This is a genomic window from Sulfitobacter sp. HI0129 (assembly GCF_001635395.1).
Lineage (GTDB): Bacteria > Pseudomonadota > Alphaproteobacteria > Rhodobacterales > Rhodobacteraceae > Sulfitobacter.
On sequence record NZ_LWGH01000026.1, the window covers coordinates 1 to 395 of the forward strand.

At 67.8% G+C, this 395-nt stretch carries 1 protein-coding gene; it reads right to left on the reverse strand.

Annotated features, from left to right (window positions below; all coding sequences use genetic code 11):
* A partial coding sequence (locus A3764_RS00335; protein ID WP_150122010.1) for a 4-hydroxythreonine-4-phosphate dehydrogenase PdxA occupies positions 1-395 on the reverse strand: 395 nt, incomplete at both ends.

Genomic DNA, 395 nt, shown 5'->3' on the forward strand with positions numbered 1-395 from the left:
GGCGCCTTCCGGCCCGTGCGCGTCGATCCCCTGCGCGCGCAGCCGTTCGATGGCGGGGGTGACGATGCGGTCGTCCTCATCCCCGAAAAGCCCGCCCTCGCCCGCATGGGGGTTGATCCCGAACAGCCCGATGCGCGGGGCGTCGATCCCCAGACCGCTGAGCGCCTGATGCGCGGCCAGCGTGGCGCGTTCGATCAGTTCCGGCGTCAGCCGGTCGAGCGCGGTGTGAATGCCTTCATGCAGCGTCACATGCACGACCCGAAGCCCGCCGCCGATCAGCATCAGGAAAACCGAATCCTCGCCGGTGCCCAGAAGCTCGGACAGAAGGTTGGGATAGCCCGAAAATGTCCGCCCGCTGGCATTGACCGCCGTTTCCGAATGTGGGCAGGCCACGA